A 19228-nucleotide genomic window follows, 5' to 3' on the forward strand; every position below is an offset into this window, starting at 1 on the left:
TGAATTCAGGCTCACAGATCGGTGTTACCAGGGCGTGACCCGGTGGTCAAACACTGATGAAACGTTGATGCGGCCAAGTGCCGGACGGCGGATACGCCGACGCGGCCCGTACGTCCCCCCTGAGCTGCGGGGGCGTACGGGCCGCGCCGGATCCGGCCACTACCGACCGGTAACTGCTTGTGCTCGGATTCACACAGCCTGAGTGGCGTTGTCGACGGCACCGCGCTTCTCGATCGCCTGCTGGAACAGGCGGCCCGCGCGGTACGAGGAACGGACCAGCGGGCCCGACATCACGCCGGAGAAGCCGATCTCGTCGGCCTCCTCCTTCAGCTCCACGAACTCCTGCGGCTTCACCCAGCGCTCGACGGGGTGGTGCCGGACCGAGGGGCGCAGGTACTGCGTGATCGTGATGAGCTCGCAACCCGCGTCGTGCAGCTGCTGGAGCGCCTCGCTGACTTCCTCGCGGGTCTCGCCCATGCCGAGGATCAGGTTCGACTTCGTGACCAGACCGTAGTCACGGGCCTGCGTGATGACGTCCAGCGAACGCTCGTACCGGAAGCCCGGACGGATCCGCTTGAAGATCCGCGGCACCGTCTCCACGTTGTGCGCGAAGACCTCGGGGCGGGAGGCGAAGACCTCGGCCAGGAGCTCCGGCACCGCGTTGAAGTCGGGGGCGAGCAGCTCGACCTTCGTACGGCCGTCGGCGCGCTCCGCCGTCTGCTGGTGGATCTGGCGCACGGTCTCCGCGTACAGCCAGGCACCGCCGTCCGCCAGGTCGTCGCGCGCGACGCCCGTGATGGTGGCGTAGTTCAGGTCCATCGTGACGACCGACTCGCCCACGCGGCGCGGCTCGTCACGGTCCAGCGCCTCGGGCTTGCCCGTGTCGATCTGGCAGAAGTCGCAGCGCCGGGTGCACTGGTCGCCGCCGATGAGGAAGGTCGCCTCGCGGTCCTCCCAGCACTCGAAGATGTTGGGACAGCCCGCCTCCTGGCAGACCGTGTGCAGGCCCTCGCTCTTCACGAGGCCCTGCATCTTCGTGTATTCGGGCCCCATCTTCGCGCGGGTCTTGATCCACTCGGGCTTGCGCTCGATGGGGGTCTGGGCGTTCCGGACCTCCAGGCGCAGCATCTTGCGTCCGTCGGGTGCGACTGCGGACACATCGGCTCCTGTAGCTTCGATTCTTCGGCGCACACCAGGGTACGCCCGTTGCTTCCCATGCCTTACCGTCTGACCAACCTCTGGCCAGAGCACCGCATTCCTCGGACCTCGGACCGCCGCTAGGCGGAGGCCGGCTCCGGTTCCGGCTCCGCCGGACGCTCGATCTCGCGGGGCTTGAGCTCCGCCTGCTCCAGGACCTCCCGCAGGTGGCGCTCCACGACCGGGAGCACCTCCTCGATCGCGAGGTCCCGGCCCAGTTCGTTGGCGAGCGAGGTCACGCCCGCGTCGCGGATGCCGCAGGGGATGATCCGGTCGAACCACGCGTTGTCCGGGTTCACGTTGAGGGCGAAGCCGTGCATGGTGACGCCCTTGGCGACCCGGATGCCGATGGCGGCGAGCTTGCGGTCCTCGCGGCGCTGGCCGGCGTTGGACGGGGCGTACTCGGGGCCGTTCAGCCGGGGGTCGAACTCCTCGTCGGTGAGGCGAGGGTCGAAGTCGAGGGAGAGCCCGCCGAACGACGGCCGCTCCTCCACGGGGTCCCCGAGGACCCAGACACCGCTGCGGCCCTCGACCCGGCTCGTCTCCACGCCGAACTCGGCGGCCGTCCGGATCAGGGCGTCCTCCAGGCGGCGGACGTGCGCGACGACGTCCACCGGGCGGGGGAGCTTCATGATCGGGTAGCCGACCAGCTGACCGGGGCCGTGCCAGGTGATCTTGCCGCCGCGGTCCACGTCCACGACGGGCGTCCCGTCGAGCGGACGCTCGTTCTCCGCGGTGCGCCGGCCGGCGGTGTAGACCGGCGGGTGCTCGAGGAGCAGACAGGTGTCGGCGGTCTCGTCGGCGAACCGTGCGGCGTGCACTTCGCGCTGCTTGTCCCAGGCCACCTGGTAGTCGACGGCATCAGCGCCGAATCCAAGGCGGACGAATCGCAGCTCACTCACGGCCATGCCTCCTCCTGGGTGCCGCGGCCGGGTTCCGGGGATCATCCCGGGCCGGCGAGGCACCATGCGTCATTCGCGCCCATGCCACTGTACGGCGGTGCCGTGGACACCTGTGCGGGGGTGGCCGGGGACGCGTGTAGATGCGCCCCTGGTGGCGCCTCTACGGGCGGTGCCGGGGTGCTCCGTCCGTCAGCCGGCCCGCGGCGACTACGTCAGCGGTGCCGCCAATCCTCACACGATCGGATGAATGTGGGGCGAAGGCGGCGGTACGGGCCGTGGAGACCGCTAAATTCACGCCGATCCATGAGGGTCCGAACGGGCTGCACCTGGGCCCGGAAGGCAGGAGACCGCACAGCTGATGACGGAACGACCACCGCAGCGCATCCCGAACCGCCAGCTCGCCGCGCTCATCGCCGAAGCCGGGTTCTCCAATGCGGGCCTCGCCAGACGGGTGGACCAGCTCGGTCTGGAGCACGGCCTCGACCTGCGGTACGACAAGACCTCCGTGACCCGCTGGCTCCGCGGCCAGCAGCCGCGCGGCACCACCCCGGCCCTCATCGCCGAGGTCTTCACCCGGCGCCTGGGCCGCCGGCTCTCCGCGCAGGACCTCGGTCTCGACGCCTGCGCGCCGGTCTACGCGGGCCTGGAGTTCGCGGCGACCCCCGAGGAGGCCGTCGACATCGTCAGCGGGCTCTGGCGCAAGGACTCCGGCAGCCACGCCGAACTCCGCAAGATCGCCTTCACCCCGGCGGGACTCGTCGTCCCCAGCCGCGACTGGCTCATCGGCCGCGCCGACGAGCGGGTGGCCCGCGGCGAGCTCGCCCCCGGCCCGCCGTCCTCCCGGGCCCACGGCGGGACACCCGGAGACCCCCGCGCGTCACACGATCCCCGCGCGGCGCACGAATCCCGCTCCCCACACGATCCCCGCGCCCCACACGAATCCCGCTCCCCGCACGAACCCAGGACCCCGCACGAACCCAGGACCCCGCACGACCCCCGGGTCTCCCACGTCGCCCACGACCCGCGCGTCCCCGCGCAGGGCCGCTTCTCCGTGCCCCGGCAGCGCGGTACGGACCGGGGGCCCGGCCAGCGGGTCTCCAGCGGCGACATCGCCGCCCTCCGCTCCGTCGGCGAGCTCTTCCGCACCCTCGACCACGCCTACGGCGGCGGCCACGCGCGGCAGGCCCTCGTCCGCTACCTGGAACACGAGACCGAGCCGATGCTGCGCGGCACGTACGGCGAGGCCGTCGGCCGCCGCCTGTTCGCCGCCGCCGCCGACCTCACCCGGCTCGCCGGCTGGACCTCGTACGACATCGCCGCCCACGGCCTCGCCCAGCGCTACTTCGTCCAGGCGCTGCGCCTCGCCCAGGCCGCCGGGGACCGGGCCTACGGCTCGTACGTGCTCCTCACCATGAGCTGCCAGGCCGTCTACCTCGGCCACGGGCGGGAGGCCGTGCAGCTCGCCCGGGTCGCCCAGCAGGGCGTCGGGCCCGCCGCGCCGCCCGTCGTCCAGGCCATGCTGCACGCCATCGAGGCCCGCGGGCACGCGGTCCTCGGCGAGGCCCGGGTGTGCAGCGCCTCCCTGGTCCGGGCCGAGCGGGCCCTCGAAGCGGCCCGGCCGGGCGACGAGGTGCCCTACTGGGCCAGGATGTTCGACGAGGCCCAGCTCGCCGACGAGCTCGGGCACTGCCACCGCGACCTCCAGCAGTACCGGCCCGCCGCCCAGCACGCCGAGCGCGCCCTCCAGCTGCGCGCGCCCGGCTTCGCCCGCAGCCGGCTCTTCTGCCGGGTCGTCCTCGCCACCTCGCGCCTCGCCCTCGGCGAACTCGACCAGGCCTGCGCGCTGGGCGCGGAGGCCGCCCAGCAGGCCTCCGAGATGCGGTCGGCGCGCGCCGTCGAGTACGTACGCGACTTCGAGCGCCGCCTGGAGCCGTACCGCGACGCCGCGGCCGCCCGCACCTACCGCGACCGCGTCGCCGCCATCGGCTGAGTACCTACGCGGCCTCCTCCGCCGCCTCGTCCTCCTCCACGGGGAGCCGGACGCCGAGGTCGCCGAGGAGCGCGCGGGCCGCGCGCGCCCCCGAGGCGAGGGCGCCCTGCGGGGTGCCCGCGTCCCGGTGGTCGCCGCACACGTACAGGCCCGCGAGCAGCCGGACCGGGCGGCGGGCGTCGTGCGGTGGAGGCATCGCCGGCACGGCCTCCGCCGTGTGGCGCAGGGCGAGCAACTCCCACTCGTCGGTCGACGTGCCGTACAGCGTGGCGAGGTGCTTGCGGACCCGCCGCTCCGTGTCGTCCGGCGGCGTCCCGAGTACCGTCGAGGTGATCAGGGCCCGGCCCTCCGGGGCGCGGGACGGGTCGACCGCGCTCATGACGGCCGTGTGGGCCACCGGCCCGCCCGGGTCGGACTCCAGGACCAGTGCCGGGTCCCCGGTGGGCGCCACGGGCGCCGTGTGGTGGAGGACCGTCACCGCGTGGAAGGCGGGCGCCCGCAGGCCGGGCAGCAGTTCGGCCGCCGTCCGCGCCCCCGTCGCGAGCAGCACCGAGCGGCAGCCGAAGACCCCGTGCCCGGCGGTCGTGACCCGGGAGACGGACGCCTCCGTGACCCGGACGCCGGTACGGACCGTGCCGGGCGGCAGCGCGGCGGCGAGCCGCTCCGGGAGGGCCGCCGAACCGCCTTCCGGCACCGCGAGCCGGCCCCGGGCGAAGGCGCGCAGCGCCAGGTCCGCCCGGCGGCTCGACATGCCGAGGTCCGGGTCGCCGAGGAGCGCCGCGAGCAGCGGCCGCAGCACGCCCTGCACGGTCCGGGCGGGCAGCCGGGCGGTCAGCGCCTCGCGCGCGGTCCGCTCGGGGCGGGTCAGCAGCCGCTGGGACGGGGTCGCGGCGAGCCGGACCAGGGACGCGCCGAGCCGTGCCTGGTCGAGCGAGGCGGCCGGACGCCGGGGGGCGCTCGCGAGGGCGCGCGCCATGCTGAACGCTCCCCCCACGCTTCGGTGGCCCCCCGCGCGGTGCGTGCCGGCCGCCCGGCGCGGGTGCGGGGCGCCCCAGCGCGTGTACCGGCCGTCGCTGTGCACGAGCACGCCCGGGGCGAAGGGGCGCAGCACGAGGCCGTCGAGCCCCGGCACGGCCCGCAGTTCCTCGGGCGACAGGGTGAGCAGGGGCCCCACCCGGTCGAGCAGGAAGCCGTCGACGGAGTCGGTGGCCATCCGGCCGCCCACCCGCGGCTCCGCCTCCAGGACGGCGACGGAGAGCCCGGCCCCGGTCAGCCGGTGCGCGGCCGCGAGCCCCGCGATCCCGGCCCCCACGATGACGACGTCGACGATCTCCACGACGTCCGTTCGTTGTGCGGTACTTGAGCTGCTGAGCACGTGCCCCTCCCCAGGATCGGCGCGGCTGGTGGGAGGCTCATGCCCCCCACAGTGGGAGGCCTATGCCCCCAACGAGCCCCCGGAATGCCCGAGTTCGCCACGATCCTAGGCAGCGCTCCCACGGAAGTCGGCCCGCGCGCACCGGTGCGCGCGCAGCACGGGGGAGCGCAGGGGGAGGCCGGGGAGGGGGCAGGGAGGAGCAGGGGAGGGCCGGGGCAGGGGAGGAGGGCTCAGCGGGCGGCGGCGCGGATCGCGTCGTCGATCGTCGGGAAGGCGAAGTCGAAGCCGGACTCCAACAGCCGCCCCGGCAGCACCCGCTGACTGCCCAGCACGTCCTGGGCGAAGTCCCCGAGGAGCAGCTTCAGGGCGGGCGCGGGCACCGTGCACAGCGTGGGCCGCCGCAGGACCCGGCCCATCGCGGCCGTCACCTCACGGTTGGTGACGGGCTCGGGGGCCGTGAGGTTCACCGGCCCGGCGAGGGACGGGGTGTCGACCAGGTGGCGCAGGGCGGCCACCTCGTCGTGGAGGGAGATGTGCGACCAGTACTGGCGGCCGTCGCCCATCCGGCCGCCGATCCCGGCGCGGAAGACCGGGAAGAGCCGTCCCCAGGCCCCGCCCTCGCGGGCCACGACCAGTCCGGTACGGGCGTAGGCGACGCGGATGCCGGCCTCCTCGGCCGGCGCCGCGGCGGCCTCCCACTCCACGCACACCGAGGGAAGGAAGCCCGTCCCGGCGGGCGCGCTCTCGTCGACCGCGCGGCTGCCGGTGTCCCCGTACCAGCCGAGCGCCGTGCCGCACACCAGGACCTCCGGCGGCTCCGCCAGTGAGGCCAGCGCCTGGGCGATCGCCTGCGTGCCGAGGACGCGGCTGTCGCGGATCTCCCGCTTGTACGCCTCGGTCCAGCGGCGTTCGCCGACGCCGGCGCCCGCCAGGTGCACGACGGCGTCCACCCCGACGAGTCCGGCGGCGTCCACGTACAGCCGCTTCGGGTCCCACTCGACCTCGTCGGCGGTCGCGGCGGGTCGCCTGACGAGGCGGAGGACGTCGTGGCCGTCGGCGCGCAGGGAGCGGACGAGGGCCTTGCCGATGAGTCCGGAGGCGCCGGTGACGGCGACGCGCTTGCGGGTGGCGGAACGCTGCATGGGCCCATCCTGCCCTCCCGGTCCCGTGCGTGACACAGTGGCCGTCATGATCGTGCCGGAGACGCAGATACGTATCGCCGAAGCCGGGGACGACGACGTCCTCGCCGCGCTCGACCGGGCCGCCTGGTCGCCCCTGCACGCGGTGCTGCCCGCCCCCACGGAGCCGTACGAGCCCTTCTTCGACGCCCGCCACCTGCCCGAGGACTACCTCGTCGCGGAGGTCGCCGGCGAGGTCGTCGGCTACCTACGCCTCGTCCCGCCGACCTCGCTCGCCGCCACCGCGCACGTGCGCCAGATCCAGGGCCTCGTGGTCGCCGAGTCCGCCCGCGGCCGGGGCGTGGCGCGGGCCCTGCTGCGGGCTGCCGCGGAGCGGGCCCGCGCGGAGGGCGCCCGCCGGATCACCCTGCGGGTCCTCGGACACAACACCCCGGCCCGCGCGCTCTACGCCTCCGAGGGCTTCGCGGTGGAGGGCGTGCTGCCGGGCGAGCTCCTGATCGACGGGGAGTACGTGGACGACGTCCTGATGGGCCGCTCGCTCCTCACCTGAGCGTCGATCGCACGAGCCGTAGATCGTACGAGCCGTAGATCGCACGAGCCGTAGATCACTCGGCGGTCGCGTCCCCGAGGAGCCGCATCCCGCCCATCAGTTCACGCAGGCAGCGGACCGCGAGAGCGGCCGGTGAGCCCTCGCCGCGCACCGGCGCGTCCGACTCCGCCCAGGCCTCCAGGGCGATCCGGATGGCGTCCGTGGCCGCCGCCGCCGCGAGCCGGATCTCCAGCGGGTCGGTGTCCGGGCCCGCGAGCCCGGCCAGGACCTCGCGCAGCTTCTCCTCGGACTCCTGGTTGACCCGGTACCAGACGGCCCGCAGGGCGGGGTCCTCGGCGGCCGCCCGCAGGAGCCCGCGGGTCCACAGGAGCCCCTCCGCCGCCTCCGCGCCCTCCGCCGCCAGCGACGCGGCGATCGAGCGTTCCAGCGCCTCGGGGAGGCGGGCCCCGGGGCCGGCCGCCGCGAGCTGCTCGCGCCAGCGGTCCGCGCCGCCCGCGAGGAGCGGGGCCACGGCGTCCTGCTTGGAGCGGAAGTACCGGTAGAAGGTGCGCAGGGCGACCCCGGCCCGCTGGGCGATGTCCTCGGCCGTGGTGCCGTCGGGTCCGCGCTCGGTGAAGAGCTCGGCGGCGGCGCGGGCGATGTCCAGCTGGGTCGCGGCCTTGCGGCGTTCCGTCAGGGAGGGGGGCTTGGTGCTCACCGTACGAAGCGTACGCCCGGAACCACCCGAAGTGCATGACGTGCAGGTATGGCAAAACGTGCCATGTGGGCGTACGGTGGCAGCGTTCCACGGAAGCTTGACATCGAGAGGTTGCCGCCATGAACCAGCTGACCCGTTACGAAGGACGCCGCGCCCTCATCACCGGCGGTGGCTCCGGCATCGGCCAGGCCACGGTGCTCCGCGTGCTCGCGGAGGGCGGCCGGGTCGTCGCCGCCGACATCAGCGAGGACGGCCTCAAGGACACCGTCGCCAAGGCCGGCGACGCCGCCGACCGCCTCACCACCGTCGTCGTGAACGTCGCCGACGAGGCCTCCGTACGGGCCGGCGTCGCCGCCGCCGTCGAGGCGCTCGGCGGCCTGGACGTCCTGGTCAACGCGGCCGGCATCCTGCGCTCCTCGCACACCCACGAGACGAGCCTCGACTCCTTCGAGCAGGTGCTGCGGATCAACCTCACCGGCACCTTCCTCGTGATCCGCGAGTCGATCCCGGCCCTCCTGGAGGGCAACGGCTCCGCCGTCGTGAACTTCTCCTCCACCTCCGCGATGTTCGCCCACCCCTACATGGCGGCCTACGCGGCCAGCAAGGGCGGCATCCAGTCCATGACCCACGCGCTCGCCGCCGAGTACGCCAAGCAGGGCATCCGCTTCACCGCCGTGCAGCCCGGCTCCATCTCCTCCGGCATGACCGACGGCACCGGCGCCAGCCGCCAGAGCGTCGGCCCCGGCCTCCCCGAGGACGCCGACTTCAACCTCTTCATGAAGCTCATGCCCGCCCTCGGCGAGGGTTTCGCAGGCCCCGAGACCGTCGCGGGCGTCGTCGCGATGCTCGCGAGCGAGGACGGCCGGTTCATCACCGGCACCGAGGTCCGCATCGACGGCGGAACGCACTTCTGATGAGCGCCCGGGACGTGTTCGGCGGCCGTACGGCCGTCATCACCGGCGCCTCCTCCGGCATCGGCGCCGGGCTCGCCCGGCACGCCGCGGGACTGGGCATGAAGCTGGTCCTCGCCGACGTCGCCGCCGAGCGGCTCGCCGCCTTCGCCGAGGAGCTGCGGGCCATCGGCGCCGAGGTGGAGGCCGTGGTCACCGACGTCGCCGAGCCCGCGTCCGTCGAGGCCCTCGCCGACCACGCGTACACCCGCTTCGGCACGGTCGACCTGCTGGTCAACAACGCCGGGATCATGGCCATGGGCTACTCCTGGGAGATCCCGGCCGAGCGCTGGGACGCCATGCTCCGCGTCAACATCGGCGGGTACGTCAACGGCATCCGCGCCTTCGTTCCGCGCATGCTGGAGCGCGGCGAGAAGGCCTGGGTGGTGAACGTGTCGTCCATCGGCGGCATGCTGCCGAGCCCGCTGATGGCCCCGTACAGCGTCACCAAGTTCGGCACGCTCGCGCTCACCGAGTCGCTCCACCACGAGATGCAGATGAAGGGCGCACCGATCCAGGTGTCCGTGGTGACGCCCGGCTCGGTCAAGAGCGAGATCTTCAAGGCGGCCAGGCCCGGGGAGGGCACCCCGCCCGAGATCGCGGCCTTCAACGAGCACCTGCAGACCCTCGCCGACGAGCACGGGCTGACCCCCGAGGAGCACGCCGAGCGCGTCTTCGAGATGGTCGCCGAGGGGAAGTACTGGGCGATCCCGCAGCCGGAGCAGCTCTTCCCGGCGCTCCAGCCGCGCACGGACATGATCCTCGGCCAGGTGAACCCGCAGCTCCAGCAGGGCTGACGGGCACGGGCCGCAGAGCCGGTACGGACCCGGGGTGGGACGGCCCCCGGGTCCGTACCTCCGTCGTCCTGTCCGTACCCCCGCCGTCTCCTACGCGGCTCCGAAGCGCTCCCACAGCCGCGGGAAGCGGGCCGCGAGCACGTCGTCGTCCTCCAGGTCGAAGGGCGCGCCCAGCGGCTCCCCGCCCGGCATCGGAATGCCCAGGTCCGGGGTCTCCGCGCCGGTCAGCTGCTCGTACGCCTCGTCCGCCGCGAAGCCGATCTCCTCGCCGTCCCCGTCGATCTCCACGTCGAAGTCGTCGAGCAGCTCCGCCAGCGCGTCCGGATCGTGCACCGCCCCCTCGAAGACCTCCCGGCCCTGGCCGATGAGCCAGCAGCGGAAGGCGTCGAAGGTCTCGTCGCCGGCCCCGTCGAAGAGCACGGCCGCCGCGCCCCACAGATCCCAGAGGTACGCGCGGTTGTAGCGGGCCTCGAAATGGCGGGCGTAGTCGAGCACGGAGTCGGGATCGAGCCGGGTCAGCCGGTCCACGAGCAGATCGGCCTGCTCCTCGGGGTCGCCCTCGGCGGCCTCGCGGGTGTTGTCGATGATCTCCCAGAACTCCGTCTCGTCCATCACGGGACCAGCATCCTGTCTCGGCGAGCGCGACGCACCCGGAATGCCCGAAGAACTCCGGAAATGAATCCGGACAGAAGATGTCGTACTTTCCTGCCAGTCTGGTGGTCATGACGACGGACACACACGAAACGAAACCGCTGCACGGACGCGTCTGCCTGGTCGCGGGAGCCACCCGGGGCGCCGGACGGGGCATCGCCGTCCAGCTGGGGGCCGCCGGAGCCACGGTGTACGTCACCGGGCGCACCACCCGCGAGAAGGTCAGCGAGGTCGGCCGGGCCACCGAGACCATCGAGGAGACCGCCGAACTGGTGACGGCCGCCGGCGGCGAGGGCATCGCCGTGCCGACCGACCATCTGGAGCAGGACCAGGTCCGGGCCCTGATCGACCGGATCGACCGGGAACGGGGACGGCTCGACGTCCTCGTCAACGACGTGTGGGGCGGCGAGCACCTCCTCGTCTTCGGGAAGAAGACCTGGGAGAACGACCTCGACGGCGGCCTCCGGATGCTCGAACTCGGCATCCGGACGCACGTCATCACCTCGTACACGGCCCTGCCGCTGCTCATCCGGAACCCGGGCGGCCTCGTCATCGAGCTCACCGACGGCACCACCGAGTACAACGGCACCCGCTTCCGCGAGAACCTCTTCTACGACCTCGCCAAGAACGCGCCCCTCCGGATGGCCTTCGGCCTCGGCAAGGAGCTGGAGGAGCACGGCGCCACGGCGGTCGCCCTCACTCCCGGCTGGCTCAGGTCCGAGCAGATGCTCGCCGCCTTCGGCGTCACCGAGGAGAACTGGCGCGACGCCGTCGAGAAGATCCCCGGATTCGCCGTCGCCGAGTCCCCGGCGTACGTCGGCAGGGCCGTCGCCGCCCTCGCCGCCGACGCCGACCGGCACCGCTGGAACGGGCAGTCGCTCTCCAGCGGGCAGCTGGCCAAGGAGTACGGCTTCACCGACGCCGACGGCTCGCAGCCGGACGCCTGGGGCTACATGCTCGCGGACGAGACGGGCGACCCGGACATCAACGACTACAGATAGAGGCCCGCCAGCCCCCGGGCCGCCTCCCGGAAACGGGCGCGGAGGGAGTCCGGGGCCACCACCTCGGCCTCCGCGCCCAGGCCGAGCAGCTGGGAGAAGGCGACCTCCTCGCTCTCGACCCGCAGCGTCACGGTCGTCCGGCCGGGGGTCTCCTCGTCCCGCTCCCCGGCCGCGAGGGCTTCCTCGGCGGCCGCGCGGTCCGTGACGTACGGCAGCCGCCGCGCGCCCGCCTCCGAGAGCCGCAGGACGACCACGGCGCGCAGCAGGGAGCGGGCGAACTCCGCCGCCCGCTCCTCCCAGAAGGACGGGAGGTCGAACTCCTCGTCCCGGACGAACCGCTCCTCGCCCACGGCGACCGCCGTGAACCGGTCCACGCGGTACGTGCGGAAGGAGGCGTCCGCCCGTGCGCACACGTACCAGACACCGGCCTTCAGGACGAGGCCGTACGGACACAGCTCCCGCTCCACCTCCTCGCCGTCCCCGCGGAGATAGCGGGCGGAGAGCAGCCGGTCGTCCCAGACGGCCTCCGCGATCGGGGCGAGCAGCTCCGGGGTCTCCGGCTCCTGGTACCAGCCGGGCGCGTCCAGATGGAAGCGCCGGCCCACCGCGTCGGGGGCGTCCCGCAGCGACGGCAGCAGCGCCGCCGACACCTTCAGCCGGGCCGCCGAGGCCGCGTCCGCGAGCCCCAGATCGCGCAGCGCGCCCGGCAGCCCGGAGAGGAACAGCGCCTCCGCCTCGCCCCGCGCGAGCCCCGTGAGCCGCGTCCGGTAGCCGCCGATCAGCCGGTAGCCACCCGCGCGGCCCCGGTCCGCGTACACCGGCACCCCCGCCTCGGCGAGGGCGAGCGCGTCCCGGGTGATGGTCCGCTCCGACACCTCGAGCTCCGCGGCCAGTTCGGCCGCCGTCATCGACGGACGGGACTGGAGCAGCAGGACCAACTTGATGAGACGGGCGGCACGCATGCGCCCACCCTGCCATCCATACTGTGGCCTTGGGGGCACGGAGCCTGAGGGGACCACCGGGGAGGGCACGATGCGGGGGACGGTGCTGGACGGGCGGTACGAGCTGGAGACCCGGCTCGGCCGCGGCGGCATGGGGCAGGTGTGGAGTGCGCTCGACCGGCGGATGCAGCGGGACGTGGCGGTCAAACTCGTCACCGCGCTCCCGGACATGGGCGAGGAGGAGACCTTCCTGCGTTTCCGCCGGGAGATCCGCTCGGCGGCGAGCCTGCCCGGCCGCCACACGGTCGTCGCGCACGACTGCGGCGCGACCGAGATCGACGGCGAACGGGCGCTGTACCTGGTCATGGAGCGGCTGACCGGCCGCACCCTCACCCGGGCCGTCCAGGCGGAACGGCCGCACTGGCGCGTCGTCGTCGACTGGGCCCGGCAGCTCGCCACCGCCCTCGACGCGGCGCACTCCCGCCGGATCGTCCACCGGGACATCAAGCCCGACAACGTGATGTTCGCGGAGGACGGCGACCTCAGGATCCTCGACTTCGGCATCGCCAAGTTCCTCGGGGACACGCTCAGGACCGGCGGGCTCACCGGCACCGGCGTCGCCATCGGCACGCTCCTCTACATGTCGCCGGAGCAGGCGCTCGGCGAGCGGACGGTCGACCACCGCACCGACCTCTACTCCCTGGGCTGCGTCCTCTACTTCGCCCTGACCGGCCGCGCGCCCTTCGCCGCCGACAACATGCTCGGCCTGATCAACCAGAAGCTGCACGGCACGGAGGTCCCGCCGCACCACCACGCGCCCGGGATCCCGGCGGAGCTGAGCGCGCTCGTCATGCACCTGCTCGCCCGCAGCCCGGCCGACCGGCCGGAGTCGGCCGCGGCCGTCCTCGCCCGGGTCGGGGAGCTCACCGCCCCCGCCGTCTCCGGTACCGGGGACGTGGAGGACGAGCGCGCCCGCATCCTCGCCGAGGCCCACCGGCACGCACAGGCCAAGCGCGCGGCGGCGGACGCCCTCTTCGAGGAGACCCGCACGAAGGCGTCGCAGGCCGCCGCCGAGTTCGAGACCCTGCTGAAGCAGCGGCGTGAACAGTCGGTGCGGGACCTGGCCGCGCGTCAGGCGAAGGCCGAGGAGCGCCTCGCGGAGATCGAGCACCGCGCGGAGCAGCTCAGTCGGGAGGCGCTGAAGCTGCGTACGGACTCGGAGCGCCGGGCCAGGCTCACGGTGGAGACCGCGCAGCGCGAAGGCGCGGAGATCGTCGCCGAAGCCAACGCCGAGGCGGACCGCATCCGCACCGAGGCGGAGCGCGAGGTCGCCGCCCTCACGGACCGCCGCGATGCGAACACCCGAACCGGCGTCCCGCGATGGCGGTACGCCGACCGGCCCGACGCCAAGGGCTGACACCCCCGCTCCCCGACCAGGCAACGCCCGAGGGGCCGCCCCCGTACCGAAGTACGGGCGCGGCCCCTCGGGCAGGTCAAGCCGGCCGGACTACAGGCCGTAGCGCTCGCGCGCTTCCTTCACGGCCGTCGCCCGGACCTCGCCGCGTCGCGCCAGCTGCGCGAGCGCCGCGACGACGATCGACTGGGCGTCGACGCCGAAGTGGCGGCGGGCCGCCTCACGGGTGTCCGAGAGGCCGAAGCCGTCGGCGCCCAGCGAGGACCAGTCCTGCTCGACCCACTGCGCGATCTGGTCCGGGACCTGGCGCATGTAGTCGGAGACCGCGAGTACCGGGGAGGTGACGCCCTCCAGGGCCTTACGGACGTACGGCACCTGCTCCTCGCCGCGCAGCAGCGCCGCGTCGGCCTCCAGGGCGTCGCGCCGCAGCTCCGTCCAGGAGGTCGCGGACCACACGTCGGCGGCCACGCCCCACTCGGCGGCGAGCAGCTTCTGCGCCTCGAGGGCCCAGTGGATCGCCGTGCCGGAGGAGAGGAGCTGGATGCGCGAGGCGTTCGCGGGCAGGTCGAGACCGGCCGACTCCGCGGTGTTGAAGCGGTAGAGGCCCTTGACGATGCCCTCGTCGATGCCGGACGGCTTGGCCGGCTGCGGCATCGGCTCGTTGTAGACCGTCAGGTAGTAGAAGACGTCCTGGTCCTCGCCCTCGGCGGCCTCGCCGTACATCCGGCGCAGACCCTCCTTGACGATGGTCGCGACCTCGTAGGCGAACGCCGGGTCGTAGGACAGCGCCGCCGGGTTCGTGGCCGCGATCACCGGCGAGTGGCCGTCGGCGTGCTGGAGGCCCTCACCGGTCAGGGTGGTACGGCCGGCGGTCGCGCCGACGAGGAAGCCGCGGCCGAGCTGGTCGCCGAGCTGCCACATCTGGTCGGCGGTCCGCTGCCAGCCGAACATCGAGTAGAAGATGTAGAACGGGATCATCGCTTCGCCGTGCGTGGAGTACGCGGTGGACGCGGCGATGAAATCGGCCATCGAACCGGCCTCGGTGATCCCCTCGTTGAGGATCTGGCCGTTCACGGCCTCCTTGTAGTACATCAGCTGGTCGCGGTCGACCGGCTCGTACGTCTGGCCCTTCGGCGAGTAGATGCCGAGCGACGGGAACAGCGACTCCATACCGAAGGTGCGGGCCTCGTCCGGGACGATCGGGACCCAGCGCTTGCCGGTCTCCTTGTCGCGGATCAGGTCCTTGATGAGCCGGACGAACGCCATCGTCGTCGCCATCGACTGCGAGCCGGAGCCCTTGTCGAAGGCGGTGAAGGCCTTCTCCGCCGGGGCCGGCAGCGGGGCCAGCGCGTGGGTGCGGCGGGCCGGGGCCGGGCCGCCGAGGGCCGCGCGGCGCTCCTGGAGGTAGCGGACCTCGGGGGAGTCGGCGCCGGGGTGGCCGTAGGGCACCTGGCCGTCGACGAACTGCGCGTCCGAGATCGGCAGCTCAAGAAGGTCACGCATGTTCTTGAACTCGTCGGTCGTCAGCTTCTTCATCTGGTGGTTCGCGTTCTTCGACGCGAAGCCCTCACCGAGGGTGAAGCCCTTGACGGTCTGCGCGAGGATGACCGTCGGCGCGCCCTTGAACTCCAGGGCGGCCTTGTACGCGGCGAACACCTTGCGCGGCTCGTGGCCACCGCGGGAGAGGTGGAAACACTCCAGGATCTTGTCGTCGCTCAGCAGCTGCGCCATCGCGACGAGCGCCGGGTCCTTGCCGAAGAAGTCCTGGCGGATGTAGGCGGCGTCGCGGGTCTGGTACGTCTGGACCTGCGCGTCCGGCACCTCGCGGAGGCGGCGGACGAGGGCGCCGGTGGTGTCGAGCGCGAACAGCTCGTCCCAGGCGTTGCCCCACAGTGACTTCACGACGTTCCAGCCGGCGCCGCGGAACTGGGCCTCCAGCTCCTGCACGATCTTGAAGTTCGCGCGGACCGGGCCGTCGAGGCGCTGCAGGTTGCAGTTGATGACGAAGGTCAGGTTGTCCAGACCCTCGCGGGCGGCGAGCGCGAGGGCTGCCGTCGACTCGGGCTCGTCCATCTCGCCGTCACCGAGGAAGGCCCACACGTGGGAGGCCGAGACGTCCTTGATGGAACGGTTCGTCAGGTAGCGGTTGAAGCGCGCCTGGTAGATCGCGGAGAGCGGGCCGAGACCCATGGAGACGGTGGGGAACTCCCACAGCCAGGGCAGTCGGCGCGGGTGCGGGTAGGAGGGCAGACCGTTGCCGCCGGACTCCTGCCGGAAGTTGTCGAGCTGGGCCTCGCCGAGGCGCCCGTCGAGGAAGGCGCGGGCGTAGATGCCGGGGGAGGCGTGGCCCTGGATGTAGAGCTGGTCGCCGGAACCGTCGGCTTCCTTGCCCTGGAAGAAGTGGTTGAAGCCGGTCTCGTAGAGCCAGGCCGCCGAGGCGAAGGTGGCGATGTGGCCGCCGACGCCGTACTTCGAGCCGCGGGTGACCATCGCGGCCGCGTTCCAGCGGTTCCAGGCGGTGATCTTCCGCTCCATCTCCTCGTCGCCGCCGAACTCGCCGATCGACGGCTCCGCGGAGGTGGGGATGGTGTTGACGTAGTCGGTCTCCAGCAGCTTGGGCAGGGCGAGGCCCGCGCCCTCGGCGTGCTGGAGCGTACGGCGCATCAGGTAGGCGGCCCGGTGGGGGCCGGCGGCCTTGGTGACGGCGTCCAGGGAGGCCGCCCATTCGGCGGTCTCCTCGGTGTCACGGTCCGGGAGCTGGTCGAGCTCGCTCGGAATCTTGCCTACGGGATCGGTCATGATCGCCGCCTTCCGGACAGGTGGGGTAGAGATGGGGGCCATGTCTGGCAGGACAGGGCGAAGGGCCGGGTGAGGCCCGCGGAAGACTGTAAGCCAGCGATCGATGATCGATCAAAGGCTGGAGGGGAAAAACCTCTCCAGATCGAGAAAGTCGGCACAGGGTGCCGCGGCAGGGGGCACCGGGTGCCTCGAATTCGCCTTGATTTCGCCTTGTTCTCGCAGGTGGGAGCCGCTGTCTGAGAGGGTGCTCGCACGAATGAGCGGGCCCACCCAGGGGTGGACCCGCTCACTGTGCGTCACGTCAGGGGTCAGGCTCGGGGCGCGCAGCCCAGGACGTGGGCCTTCACGAGCGCCCCGATGTTCGGGTCGCCCCGGCGGAAGGCCTCCACCAGCTCCTGGTGCTCCTCCGCGTACGACTTCTGGACCGTGCCCAGCCAGCGGATCGACAGGGCCGTGAAGACCTCGATGCCGAGCGTCTCCCAGGTGTGCAGCAGTACCGCGTTCCCGGCGGCCTTCACCAGCTCCCGGTGGAAGGCCACCGTGTGCCGCACCTGCGCCGTACCGTCGGCGGTCGCGTCCGCCTCGTACAGCGCCGCCACGTGCGGCTCCAGGGCCGAGCAGTCCGTGGCGAGCCGCCCGGCCGCCAGCTCGGCCGCGATCTGCTCCAGACCGGCCCGTACGGGGTAGCTCTCCTCCAGGTCGGCCGCGGTGAGGTTGCGGACCCGGACGCCCTTGTTGGGGGCCGATTCGATCAGGCGCAGCGACTCCAGCTCGCGCAGGGCCTCACGGACCGGGGTCTGGCTGACTTCCAGCTCCGTCGCGATCCGGCGCTCCACGATGCGCTCGCCCGGCTTCCAGCGGCCGCTGACGATCCCCTCCACGATGTGCTCGCGGATCTGTTCGCGCAGCGAGTGGACGACGGGGACGGTCATGAAGGCTCCTCGGGGAGTGTTGACCCTTAGACAATACGGCGGCGCCCCCGTCCGGAAACACTTCCGGGCGGGGGCGCCGCAGGTGAGGCTCGTTACGTTGCCAGTCGGCGTACGGCCCTCACATCGCCTTACAGGCCGAGGTCGACCTCGAACTCGCCGGCCTCCAGGATCGCCTTGACGGCCGTCAGGTAGCGGGCGGCGTCGGCGCCGTCCACCAGACGGTGGTCGTAGGACAGGGCGACGTACGTCATGTCGCGGACCGCGATCGTCTCACCCAGGTCCGGGTGGTCGATGACGACCGGACGGCGCACGGTGGCGCCGATGCCCAGGATGGCGACCTGGTTCGGGGGCACGATGATCGTGTCGAACAGCGCGCCGCGCGAACCGGTGTTGGAGATGGTGAAGGTCGCACCGGCCAGGTCGTCCGGCGTGATCTTGCTGGCGCGCACGGCGCCGGCCAGCTCCGCGGTCTTCTTCGAGATACCGGCGATGTTGAGGTCGCCCGCACCCTTGATGACCGGGGTCATCAGACCCTTCTCGGAGTCCACCGCGATACCGATGTTCTCGGTGTCGAAGTAGGTGATCGTGCCCTCGTCCTCGTTGATCCGGGCGTTGATGACCGGGAAGGCCTTCAGCGCCTGGGCCGCGGCCTTGACGAAGAACGGCATCGGGGAGAGCTTGACGCCCTCACGAGCCGCGAACGCGTCCTTGGCACGGGCGCGCAGCTTCATCAGCTTGGTGATGTCGACCTCGACGACCGAGGTCAGCTGGGCCTGGCCGTGCAGCGCCTTCATCATGTTGTCGCCGATGACCTTGCGCATGCGGGTCATCTTGACGGTCTGACCGCGCAGCGGGGAGACCGCGAGGGCCGGAGCCTTCGCGGCGGCCGGGGCGGCCGGGGCGGCGACGGGGGCGGCAGCGGCGGCCTTCTTGGCCTCCGCGGCGGCGAGGACGTCCTGCTTGCGGATACGACCGCCGACGCCGGAGCCCTTGACGGCCGCCAGGTCGACACCGTTCTCGGTGGCGAGCTTGCGGACCAGCGGGGTCACGTACGCGCCGTCCTCGGCCGGAGCCGGAGCGGCCACAGGGGCTGCGGGCGCGACCGGGGCGGGGGTTGCGGCCGGTGCCACCGGTGCGGGAGCCGGGGCGGCCGGAGCCACCGGCGCGGGGGCCGCGACCGGGGCGGCCGGAGCCACCGGGGCCGGGGCAGCGGCGGGGGCCGGAGCAGCGGCCGGAGCGGCCGGAGCCGGGGCGGCGGGGGCGGCCGGAGCGGCACCCGCGGCGCCGATGACGGCCAGCTTGGCGCCGACCTCGGCGGACTCGTCCTCGGCGACGACGATCTCCAGGAGGACACCCGAGACCGGGGCCGGGATCTCGGTGTCGACCTTGTCCGTGGAGACCTCGAGCAGCGGCTCGTCGGCCTCGACGGTCTCGCCGACCGACTTCAGCCAGCGGGTCACGGTGCCCTCGGTGACGGACTCGCCCAGCGCGGGCAGCACGACGTCCGTACCGGCGGCGCCACCGGCCGGAGCCGCGGCGGGGGCCTCGGCGACAGGCGCCGGAGCGGCCGGAGCCTCGGCCACGGGGACCGGGGTGACGACGGTCTCGGCGGTCGGCGAGGCGGCGGGGGCCGGGGCGCCCGTGCCGTCGTCGATGATGGCCAGCTCGGCGCCGACCTCGACCGTCTCGTCCTCGGCGACCTTGATGGAGGCCAGGATGCCCGAGGCGGGGGCGGGGATCTCGGTGTCGACCTTGTCGGTCGAGACCTCGAGCAGCGGCTCGTCGGCCTCGACACGCTCACCCTCGGCCTTGAGCCAGCGGGTGACGGTGCCCTCGGTGACGCTCTCGCCGAGCGCCGGCAGGGTTACGGAAACCGACATGGTTTCAGTTGCT

General features: G+C 72.9%; 16 protein-coding genes. 6 read left to right on the forward strand and 10 right to left on the reverse strand.

Annotation, left to right across the window (positions count from 1 at the left end; genetic code table 11):
- Window positions 1-189 precede the first annotated feature (189 nt).
- Both lipA and lipB read right to left on the reverse strand, forming a co-directional pair.
- On the reverse strand, window positions 190-1158 hold the full coding sequence (gene lipA / locus OG357_RS28715) for a lipoyl synthase (protein WP_329623904.1): 969 nt from the start codon (window positions 1156-1158) through the stop codon (window positions 190-192).
- Window positions 1159-1277: 119 nt separating this feature from the next.
- A complete protein-coding gene (gene lipB / locus OG357_RS28720; RefSeq protein ID WP_329623905.1) occupies window positions 1278-2099 on the reverse strand; it encodes a lipoyl(octanoyl) transferase LipB in 822 nt (273 codons plus the stop codon).
- A gap of 358 nt (window positions 2100-2457) precedes the next feature.
- Between lipB and OG357_RS28725 the strand changes: the two genes are divergently transcribed.
- Window positions 2458-4089: a regulator gene (locus OG357_RS28725; RefSeq protein ID WP_329623906.1), complete on the forward strand. Its 1632-nt coding sequence runs from the start codon at window positions 2458-2460 to the stop codon at window positions 4087-4089.
- A gap of 4 nt (window positions 4090-4093) precedes the next feature.
- On the opposite strand, the gene OG357_RS28730 is transcribed toward OG357_RS28725, so the two are convergent.
- Window positions 4094-5464 carry an NAD(P)/FAD-dependent oxidoreductase gene (locus tag OG357_RS28730; protein ID WP_329623907.1) on the reverse strand — a complete coding sequence of 457 codons (1371 nt, stop codon included), beginning with the start codon at window positions 5462-5464 and terminating at the stop codon, window positions 4094-4096.
- Between the two features lie 230 nt (window positions 5465-5694).
- Window positions 5695-6606 carry a TIGR01777 family oxidoreductase gene (locus tag OG357_RS28735; protein ID WP_329623908.1) on the reverse strand — a complete coding sequence of 304 codons (912 nt, stop codon included), beginning with the start codon at window positions 6604-6606 and terminating at the stop codon, window positions 5695-5697.
- Between the two features lie 46 nt (window positions 6607-6652).
- Here OG357_RS28735 and OG357_RS28740 point away from each other — a divergent pair, with 46 nt between their 5' ends.
- Window positions 6653-7153, forward strand: coding sequence for a GNAT family N-acetyltransferase (locus tag OG357_RS28740; protein WP_329623909.1), 501 nt, complete (start codon window positions 6653-6655; stop codon window positions 7151-7153).
- Between the two features lie 55 nt (window positions 7154-7208).
- Here OG357_RS28740 and OG357_RS28745 read toward each other — a convergent pair whose 3' ends face one another.
- Window positions 7209-7850 (reverse strand): TetR/AcrR family transcriptional regulator, encoded by a 642-nt coding sequence (locus OG357_RS28745; protein WP_329623910.1) that lies wholly within the window; start codon window positions 7848-7850, stop codon window positions 7209-7211.
- 119 nt (window positions 7851-7969) lie between these two features.
- Here OG357_RS28745 and OG357_RS28750 point away from each other — a divergent pair, with 119 nt between their 5' ends.
- On the forward strand, window positions 7970-8764 hold the full coding sequence (locus OG357_RS28750; RefSeq protein WP_329623911.1) for an SDR family NAD(P)-dependent oxidoreductase: 795 nt from the start codon (window positions 7970-7972) through the stop codon (window positions 8762-8764).
- Window positions 8764-9597, forward strand: coding sequence for an SDR family NAD(P)-dependent oxidoreductase (locus tag OG357_RS28755; protein WP_329623912.1), 834 nt, complete (start codon window positions 8764-8766; stop codon window positions 9595-9597). Before OG357_RS28750 ends, OG357_RS28755 begins: the two co-directional genes overlap by 1 nt.
- Before the next feature lie 90 nt (window positions 9598-9687).
- Here the strand turns inward: OG357_RS28755 and OG357_RS28760 are convergent, their stop codons facing one another.
- Window positions 9688-10209: a DUF4240 domain-containing protein gene (locus OG357_RS28760; RefSeq protein WP_329625731.1), complete on the reverse strand. Its 522-nt coding sequence runs from the start codon at window positions 10207-10209 to the stop codon at window positions 9688-9690.
- Window positions 10210-10319: 110 nt separating this feature from the next.
- On the opposite strand from OG357_RS28760, the gene OG357_RS28765 reads away from it, so the two are divergent.
- A complete protein-coding gene (locus OG357_RS28765; RefSeq protein ID WP_329623913.1) occupies window positions 10320-11249 on the forward strand; it encodes an SDR family oxidoreductase in 930 nt (309 codons plus the stop codon).
- Here OG357_RS28765 and OG357_RS28770 read toward each other — a convergent pair.
- Window positions 11240-12211 (reverse strand): helix-turn-helix transcriptional regulator, encoded by a 972-nt coding sequence (locus OG357_RS28770; RefSeq protein ID WP_329623914.1) that lies wholly within the window; start codon window positions 12209-12211, stop codon window positions 11240-11242. The two genes, OG357_RS28765 and OG357_RS28770, sit on opposite strands and share 10 nt — an antisense overlap.
- Before the next feature lie 70 nt (window positions 12212-12281).
- Between OG357_RS28770 and OG357_RS28775 the strand changes: the two genes are divergently transcribed.
- Entirely contained in the window at window positions 12282-13607 is a 1326-nt protein-coding gene (locus OG357_RS28775) for a protein kinase domain-containing protein (protein WP_329623915.1), read from the forward strand.
- A 90-nt stretch (window positions 13608-13697) separates the two neighbouring features.
- Here OG357_RS28775 and aceE read toward each other — a convergent pair whose 3' ends face one another.
- From aceE to sucB, 3 genes are all read right to left on the reverse strand, one after another.
- Window positions 13698-16403 (reverse strand): pyruvate dehydrogenase (acetyl-transferring), homodimeric type, encoded by a 2706-nt coding sequence (gene aceE, locus OG357_RS28780; RefSeq protein ID WP_329623916.1) that lies wholly within the window; start codon window positions 16401-16403, stop codon window positions 13698-13700.
- 308 nt (window positions 16404-16711) lie between these two features.
- Entirely contained in the window at window positions 16712-17335 is a 624-nt protein-coding gene (locus OG357_RS28785; protein WP_024758969.1) for a GntR family transcriptional regulator, read from the reverse strand.
- A 128-nt stretch (window positions 17336-17463) separates the two neighbouring features.
- Window positions 17464-19215, reverse strand: coding sequence for a 2-oxoglutarate dehydrogenase, E2 component, dihydrolipoamide succinyltransferase (gene sucB / locus OG357_RS28790; RefSeq protein WP_329623917.1), 1752 nt, complete (start codon window positions 19213-19215; stop codon window positions 17464-17466).
- Window positions 19216-19228 lie beyond the last annotated feature (13 nt).

Origin of the sequence: Streptomyces sp. NBC_01255 (assembly GCF_036226445.1) — a bacterium.
GTDB lineage: Bacteria > Actinomycetota > Actinomycetes > Streptomycetales > Streptomycetaceae > Streptomyces.

What these genes read in the sequence shown, in the direction of transcription:
- OG357_RS28740 (WP_329623909.1), top strand. Translation starts at nt 6,653, where the DNA reads ATGATCGTGCCGGAGACGCAGATACGTATCGCCGAAGCCGGGGACGAC.
- OG357_RS28765 (WP_329623913.1), top strand. Translation starts at nt 10,320, where the DNA reads ATGACGACGGACACACACGAAACGAAACCGCTGCACGGACGCGTCTGC.
- OG357_RS28785 (WP_024758969.1), bottom strand. Translation starts at nt 17,335, where the DNA reads ATGACCGTCCCCGTCGTCCACTCGCTGCGCGAACAGATCCGCGAGCAC.
- OG357_RS28750 (WP_329623911.1), top strand. Translation starts at nt 7,970, where the DNA reads ATGAACCAGCTGACCCGTTACGAAGGACGCCGCGCCCTCATCACCGGC.
- OG357_RS28755 (WP_329623912.1), top strand. Translation starts at nt 8,764, where the DNA reads ATGAGCGCCCGGGACGTGTTCGGCGGCCGTACGGCCGTCATCACCGGC.
- OG357_RS28725 (WP_329623906.1), top strand. Translation starts at nt 2,458, where the DNA reads ATGACGGAACGACCACCGCAGCGCATCCCGAACCGCCAGCTCGCCGCG.
- OG357_RS28770 (WP_329623914.1), bottom strand. Translation starts at nt 12,211, where the DNA reads ATGCGTGCCGCCCGTCTCATCAAGTTGGTCCTGCTGCTCCAGTCCCGT.
- aceE (WP_329623916.1), bottom strand. Translation starts at nt 16,403, where the DNA reads ATGACCGATCCCGTAGGCAAGATTCCGAGCGAGCTCGACCAGCTCCCG.
- sucB (WP_329623917.1), bottom strand. Translation starts at nt 19,215, where the DNA reads ATGTCGGTTTCCGTAACCCTGCCGGCGCTCGGCGAGAGCGTCACCGAG.
- OG357_RS28735 (WP_329623908.1), bottom strand. Translation starts at nt 6,606, where the DNA reads ATGCAGCGTTCCGCCACCCGCAAGCGCGTCGCCGTCACCGGCGCCTCC.
- OG357_RS28775 (WP_329623915.1), top strand. Translation starts at nt 12,282, where the DNA reads ATGCGGGGGACGGTGCTGGACGGGCGGTACGAGCTGGAGACCCGGCTC.
- OG357_RS28760 (WP_329625731.1), bottom strand. Translation starts at nt 10,209, where the DNA reads ATGGACGAGACGGAGTTCTGGGAGATCATCGACAACACCCGCGAGGCC.